Raw genomic sequence first — 749 nt, forward strand, 5'->3', positions numbered from 1 at the left:
GGTTGTTAGTTTTTGGTCTGTGAGTGTTAGTAGTATGATATTTAATGAGCCTGCGTTATTGTAGGTGTAGGTTAATATGATGAGTAGGGGTAGAGAGCCAGTTAGTGTATAGAATAGAAAGTATGTGCTTGCGTTGAGGCGTTCTGCTTGGTTACCTCATTTGGTGATGATGATTAGGGTGGGAATAAGGGTGGTTTCGAATAGGATGTAGAATAAGATTAATTCTGTGGCCATGAATGTTAGAATTAAGGTGATTTGAAGGAAAATTATTGTGGAGAGGTAGAGTTTTTTTTGCGAAGGGGGTTCATTGCATAGGTGGTACTGGCTAGCTATTATCATGAGGGGTAGAAGTCAAGCGGTTAGTGTCAGAAGGGGTGTTGTTAGTGGGTCGGAGGATAGGTAGGTTGAGTGGTTAAGGAGGTTGTTATTGGTTTGGTTAAAAAATAGTAGGGGAATGAGGCTAATGATTAGGCTATGTGTAGTTAAGTTAATTCAGATTATGTTGTTTGTAGAGAATCATGTTATTGGTAGCAATATGGTTGTTGGAATGATTATTTTTAACATTGAAGTAGACTTAAGTTGTGGATGTAATCTAGACCGTATGTATTGGAGATTGAGACTAGTAGGGCAAGGCCTACTGCTGTTTCGCAAGCAGCAAATACTAGTAGGGTGATTGGTATGATGTTGGTCAGAGAGGAGTGTGTGTTTGAGGCCATGAGGGCGATTGTGATGAAGAGTGATATTATTAT

The 749-nt window shown here is 39.5% G+C and carries 1 protein-coding gene and 2 pseudogenes; all 3 read right to left on the bottom strand.

Translation table 11 applies throughout. The features are described from left to right. Positions 1-141 (bottom strand): annotated as a pseudogene (locus ACFIL3_RS10760) (hypothetical protein); the annotation flags it as partial. A 15-nt stretch (positions 142-156) separates the two neighbouring features. Further along, positions 157-492: pseudogene (locus tag ACFIL3_RS10765) on the bottom strand (hypothetical protein). Positions 493-557: 65 nt separating this feature from the next. Then, positions 558-749 carry an NADH-quinone oxidoreductase subunit K gene (locus tag ACFIL3_RS10770; RefSeq protein ID WP_375682276.1) on the bottom strand — a complete coding sequence of 64 codons (192 nt, stop codon included), beginning with the start codon at positions 747-749 and terminating at the stop codon, positions 558-560.

It is taken from the genome of Bartonella sp. CE47NXGY (assembly GCF_042195415.1).
Classification (GTDB): Bacteria; Pseudomonadota; Alphaproteobacteria; order Rhizobiales; family Rhizobiaceae; genus Bartonella.